Origin of the sequence: Flavobacterium sp. SOK18b, assembly GCF_014156605.1 — a bacterium.
Lineage (GTDB): Bacteria > Bacteroidota > Bacteroidia > Flavobacteriales > Flavobacteriaceae > Flavobacterium > Flavobacterium tiangeerense.
Genome location: NZ_QKNZ01000155.1, coordinates 1 through 6039, shown reverse-complemented (window position 1 = coordinate 6039; position 6039 = coordinate 1). Strand labels below are relative to the sequence as shown.

The 6039-nt window shown below is 30.1% G+C and carries 6 protein-coding genes; all 6 read right to left on the bottom strand.

Translation table 11 applies throughout. The features are described from left to right. Positions 1-183 (bottom strand): hypothetical protein (locus DNC80_RS15925; protein ID WP_220485267.1); only part of this gene is annotated, 183 nt, incomplete at its 3' end. A 450-nt stretch (positions 184-633) separates the two neighbouring features. Further along, positions 634-1029 (bottom strand): response regulator, encoded by a 396-nt coding sequence (locus tag DNC80_RS15605; protein ID WP_182652007.1) that lies wholly within the window; start codon positions 1027-1029, stop codon positions 634-636. Then, a complete protein-coding gene (locus DNC80_RS15600) occupies positions 1016-3046 on the bottom strand; it encodes a PAS domain S-box protein (protein WP_182652006.1) in 2031 nt (676 codons plus the stop codon). Before DNC80_RS15600 ends, DNC80_RS15605 begins: the two co-directional genes overlap by 14 nt. A gap of 544 nt (positions 3047-3590) precedes the next feature. Beyond that, positions 3591-4130: a hypothetical protein gene (locus tag DNC80_RS15595; protein WP_182652005.1), complete on the bottom strand. Its 540-nt coding sequence runs from the start codon at positions 4128-4130 to the stop codon at positions 3591-3593. A 164-nt stretch (positions 4131-4294) separates the two neighbouring features. Further along, positions 4295-4810, bottom strand: a complete 516-nt coding sequence (locus DNC80_RS15590; protein ID WP_182652004.1) for a hypothetical protein — start codon at positions 4808-4810, stop codon at positions 4295-4297. A 183-nt stretch (positions 4811-4993) separates the two neighbouring features. Then, positions 4994-6039: AAA family ATPase (locus DNC80_RS15585; RefSeq protein ID WP_182652003.1), on the bottom strand; the 1046-nt coding region annotated here is incomplete at its 5' end.

The window sequence follows — 6039 nt, the reverse complement described above, 5'->3', positions numbered from 1 at the left end:
TTGTTGAAGTAAATACAATGAATCATTAGAATTAAAAAACAATTCGTTCTCTATTTTATAATGTAATAAAGTTTCTAATGAGATGACATTAAAAAATGATGGAGGTGGAGGAGGAATTGGATTGTTATTTTTTCTTTTTTCAGGAATATAAATATCCAGTTTAATTAAATCCTCGCAAAACATTTTGGACTCTTTTTCATTTTTTAAAACCTTTAAACTGTCTTCTAAAATTACCGTTTTAAGAATTTCACTAACGTCTTTAATTTTTAAAGAATCAAAATTGGTTTCACTATTATTCTTACATGATGTAAAAAACAAAGTAACCAGAAAAATTAACAATACCTTTTTTCACTCTTTTAATGATTATCTTTTGTTTACAATTTCCAGCAAAATATGTACTCCCATCAGTCTATGAAAAAAATAAAACTAGTAGATTGAAAATCTCCTCTTTGATATTTTTCTATGGTAGCCCTACTAATACTTTCTGGAATTGAAGAGTTTTCTTTACAGACTTATATTTTGCAATTACAAAAAATTGATGATTTCTGAGACCAAAAATGTCTGCCAACACTAATCTTGATCAGAAGCACGAAGACTCATTTAACTACTGACCTGCCAATTTCTTGAAGGTGTTTATTCTATTTCAGATAATACAATCTTTAACTGGTCTAGACTTATTGGTTTAATTAAATAATTTTTTGACATACTATATGTTTCAGCTTTTTTAATGTCGTCTGGATTGTCAGAGCTTGTCAATATGTAAATAATTACTTTTGTCTTGATAGGTATTTTTGTAAATTCTTCTAAAAACTGCCAACCATCCCATACTGGCATATTCAAATCTAGTAGAATAATTTCTGGCAGTTTTTCACTTGCCAAAAATATTGCTTTAAGCTTATCATAAGCTTCCTTTCCATTACTAAAAATGAGTAGGCTTTCCACCATACCCGTCATATTAATTAGTTTTTTGGTAATAAAAAGATGAATTGGCTCATCTTCTATTATACATGCGATGTTAATTTTTTTCATTTTTCAAAAATACTTTAAAAGTTGTACCTATATTTATTTCGCTTTCAACCTCTATTCGCCCTCCCATGGATTCAACTTGATTTTTGGTAATAAACAATCCTACGCCACGAGAATCTTTATTTCCATGAAAGGTTTTATAAATTCCAAACAACTTGTTTCGATGTCTTGGCAAATCTATACCTAGACCATTATCTTTAAAAATCAATATTAAAAAATCATCTGTAAGTTCAGCTGATATTTTCAAATAGCTGTTTTTTTCTTTTGAAGAATATTTAATTCCATTGCTTATAAAATTTAACACTATACTTTCTAAATACGCTGGTATAGCCAGCACTTTTATATAATCGGGAACTTCATTCTGGAGCGAAACACCAGCTTCAATGGCCAATGGCAAAAGACTGCTAATATTTTTTTCAATAACCGGTCTCAATAGTGTTAATGTAGCATTTTCTATTGTTCCTAAATTAATTTGTACAACTTCTGTTAGGTGCTTGATAGTTTCTGAAAGGCTATCGGACGCATTTTCAAAATGCTGAAACAACTCATTTTCATAAATTTCAGGACTATCTTCTTTAAAAAAGTCTAGCAACATTGAAATCCCACCAGAATGTGATCTTAAATTATGTGAAACGATATAGGCAAAATTCTTAAGCCTTTCATTTTGATCTCGAGTTATATCCAATAATGCCAAAATTTCTTTTTCAGCCTTTTTAATTTCAGTGATATCGATTCCAACTCCTAAGAAACCCGTAATCATTTCATTTCGCTTTACCGCCGTTACCGAGAGCAATACTGAGTATGTACTACCATCTTTACGCACATAAGTCCACTCTCTCGTCTCATATAGTCCTGCTTTTGCATGTGTAACAAAAATATCAAATCCTTCTATTTTAGTATTGTGTTTTGCCGAAAGTTCTTTTCCTACATTTTCTACTTCTTCTTTTAGATGTATAATTTGAGGTGTATGTTTCCCTATCATTTCGTTAGCAGTGTAACCTAATTGCAATTCTGAGCCCCTATTGAAAGAAGTGATTACACCAGAAGTATCCGTGCTAATAATACTGACTTGAGTACTGGCATTTAAAATTGCTAGGTTTTCAGCATGAGCTTCTTCCAATTCTTCTTTTATTCGTATTGTGCTAGATATATCTTGGAACGAGCCTATTAATTTAGGATTTCCGCCAATTTCTTGCCAAAAAATTCCAGTAGACCTCACCCATTTCAGTATGCCTTTGTTCGATATTAACCTACATTTCACATCAAAAGGAATTTTTGTAGCAATAGTTTGCTCAATTGCATTAACAATAATGTGCTGGTCATCAGGATGGTAAAAACTAATTGCACTTGCTTTGTTATGGTCAAAATCTACACCAACATCGTGTATGGAATACACCTCGTCTGTCCAATCAGTAATTCCAGTTACTAAATCCAATTCCCAAGCACCAATTTTATTTATTCTTTGGCTTTCGTTAAATAATACACTTGTTTTTAAAAGTTTGGCATTAATTTTATCCAATTCGTTTGATCTTCTTCGCAATTCTAGTAACTTCATTACCTGTCTTGACAACATTTTCAAAGACATGATTTGCTGTTCATTTAGTTTTTTGGGGTAATTATCAATTACACAAAGTGTACCTAAGGCAAACCCATTTTCGTTGACCAAAGGAACTCCAGCATAAAAAATGACATTTGGGTCTCCTGTTACAAGCGGATTGTCATAAAAACGCTCGTCCTTTCTGGAATCTTCAATAACGAATACTTCCTCTGGACTATTGATAGCATGTGCACAGAAGGCAAATTCCTTTGGTGTTTCTCTAGCCTCCATTCCATTGTGAGACAAGAACCATTGTTTTTCATCTGTGATAAGACTTATCATAGAAATTTTTGTTCCACAAATTTGAGATGCCATTTGAGTCAAAAAGTCATAATCAAAGTCCTCTAACTCACCAATAATTTTATAAGATTCTAATTCTTTCAATCTTTCGATTTCATTTTTTAGTATTTCAGGTTTTTTCATAAATTATACGAATGCAATTTAACAATTTATTACTGTCGAATTGTAGGTTGAGTTATTTTAAAATTGGATTTAAAGCTTGTTGATGAAAAAACTAAAATTAACCTCTTGAGAATTTATTATTTTGAGATTTTTCTTTAGTTAGCCCTTCGAATACTTTTTAAATTAAAAGTAGTTTTTTCACAGCTTTACGTCAGTTTGTGAAAAAACCTCCGTTTGTTTACTAACAAATATAGCAAAAAAGTCTCACCAAAACAGGAAATTTCGCATTAACAATAATGAAACATATTTCAAGAATCTGTCAACATAATATACTTATTCCAAGTTTTAAAGACACTTTAAGAACCGGAAATATCATTAAAAAAAGAGTTTTATTTAAGCATTTCGTTCCCCGTTCTACAAGCATTTTTGTAATAAATCCAGCCCATTATTCGGGTTTTTCACCCGAACAATAGCGAATAGACGAAGTAAATCATCCCAACTACAAAACCAACTAACTATTAAGCCTATTGCCCAAATACGTTGTAATAACCTTTATCTACTGGCTCTACAATTTCATTGTTATAAAGTATTCTGCTATTCTCAGTATTATAAAACAAATAAAAGCAATTACTAATTTGATTATAAATTTAAATCTCGGTTGCTGAGATGTATTGAAATGGATTAAACTCTTGATGCTTTGAATAACTTTATCTTTATTCAACCATAGAATTATTAAAATTAATAATTGGTATAGAATCGCTGCTTTTAGAGCTCCATTATGCACTTGGAAATATATGTCCTGTAAAATCACATTTACAAGTATGGTAGATGTGAACAAACAACCAATAATTCTGGTTCTTTTTATCAAAATCAATATTCCTCCAATTATTTCAAAAAATCCTAAAGTTATTGCATATGCTTTTGAGTAACCATAAAAAGCCCACATCAATTCCATACCAGTCATTTCTGAAACAGTTTTATCAATTTCAGCAGCTCCATCAAATTGAACTATTTTAGCTCCACCATAAACAAACATGGCAAATACTACAATCCAACTAATTGCATTTTCAAAAATTTCTATTTTATCATTTCTGTCGAATTTCATTCTTTTGTTTTTCTTTTAGGTTGTTACCAGCGTGAGGCTGCTTTGAGATGTGGCGGATTAATGAAGCCTAGACTTTCGGATTAACATTGACTTTACAAATACAAAACCATTTCCCCATAAAGTCTGATTCCTAAACTGCTAGAAGCTTATTTGCTCCTATTGTTTTAAATTTTATTTTCCAACAAGTCCTTAGCCAAACTTGCAATTTTAAGTTTTCGGTTTCTAATTACATAGTTTAAATCAGATGTGTTGTCTATCATTAATTGTCTATTATAATAATTAATGTGTTCAAGAATCCCAAAAACGTTTGCTATGATTGCCCACAACATCAAATTCTCTGTTTTTACCTCCCAATTAGAAAAATATAGCTGAATAATAAATACTAACGGGATTAAACCTATCATAAAAAGGTTGTTTCTTTTTGATTTTCTAAAAAACATTAGATTCTTGTTTTGGTCAAATGCCTTTCCTGTAAGCCTATTTAGTTTTAGCTTCCAGTAATGTTGCCCTTGAAACAATATGAAAACACACAGCACTAAGCCATATAAAATAAATAGTATATCAAGAAATGAATTAGTAAAGAGCAAATAAATCCCAATTAACGGGAAAGTAATAAATGCGTGCGACCGTTCCAATGGATAATACCACTTCAACCGTTTTATTAAATCTTTTTTTGTCATTTTTCTGTTTTTATTTAGGTCAGTTTGAACACTTGTAGCTAGCGTTTTGGGACTTCAGCAAGTTTGGTAATAAATAAAACCCATTATTCGGATTTGCTAAATCTTCTAAATACAAAGCCTCTTTTAAATAAAGCTTAAAGCTCAAATTGAGTGAGGCGTGAGTTGTGGCTGGCTTTTTTGACGTCAATATATTTCTGTTTCATTTTCAATACTCTCTTTTAGTGCTTCAAATTGGTCTTTGTCTGTTGTTTCCATTTTATCCATTACAGCGCTTGAAACATTTTGAATTACACTTATTTCAATTGGCTCTAAACTTCGATCAAAATTTTCTTCCAAATGTGAAAACTCATTTATTACTCGTTTTACTAAAGTAAAAGTAACTTCATCATTATCAAAATATTTCTTAATTCGTTGGTCAAAAGACATTTTATTACTTGGATATTTATAAAATAAAAATGCTTCTAAAAATTTACGCATATTGTTTCCAAAATTGTATTGGAAATTATGTTCTATGTTTTGTAAATCAGCAGTCGCGCAAGTATGAATTTGATAAAACAAATAATTAAATTCAGTGATATACCTTTTTAAATATTCGGGAGATATTTTTAATATCGAATTTGATTTCGATTTACGCTCAATCAAAAATTGATTTTTATCTAATTTGTCTTTTGAAGTTGGTTGTGGTTTATAATTAGGATAAGTTAATTGTTTTAGGTACTTTAAAAAATCTAGATTATGTGTTGAAATGAAAAGTTGACAATATCTTTTTGGTTTAGCTATAATAGTTTCAATTAAACTGAACATAAAAAAAATGTGATTACTGTCTAAACTCGAAATTGGATCGTCAATGTAAATTATCAATTTGCCACTGTTTAATTCATCTTTAAGTTCATCTTCCATTTTTGCAATGAAATAACAAAAAGAAATAAGGCTACATTCTCCCTCACTCAAATTATTAGCATATTCATTTTCTCTTACAATTCTAAAAAGAATATTGGGAGCATTCCCTTCAGCAACTAATTTTAATTCATTATGCCCAAAGAAATGAGTTAAATGTTGATTAACTAATTCAGCACCTTTGCTTTCGTCTTTAGATTGTGCTTCTAAAGTTCTTTTTTCTTCGTTTAAAATGTCTAACTTTTGGTTAATTTCTTGTAATGATTTTTCAGAAATTGATTCTTCTACTTCTAATTTTTTAATTTGTGCAATTTGATTTTGATAGTTTATAG

What these genes read in the sequence shown, in the direction of transcription:
- DNC80_RS15600 (WP_182652006.1), bottom strand. Translation starts at nt 3,046, where the DNA reads ATGAAAAAACCTGAAATACTAAAAAATGAAATCGAAAGATTGAAAGAA.
- DNC80_RS15605 (WP_182652007.1), bottom strand. Translation starts at nt 1,029, where the DNA reads ATGAAAAAAATTAACATCGCATGTATAATAGAAGATGAGCCAATTCAT.
- DNC80_RS15595 (WP_182652005.1), bottom strand. Translation starts at nt 4,130, where the DNA reads ATGAAATTCGACAGAAATGATAAAATAGAAATTTTTGAAAATGCAATT.
- DNC80_RS15590 (WP_182652004.1), bottom strand. Translation starts at nt 4,810, where the DNA reads ATGACAAAAAAAGATTTAATAAAACGGTTGAAGTGGTATTATCCATTG.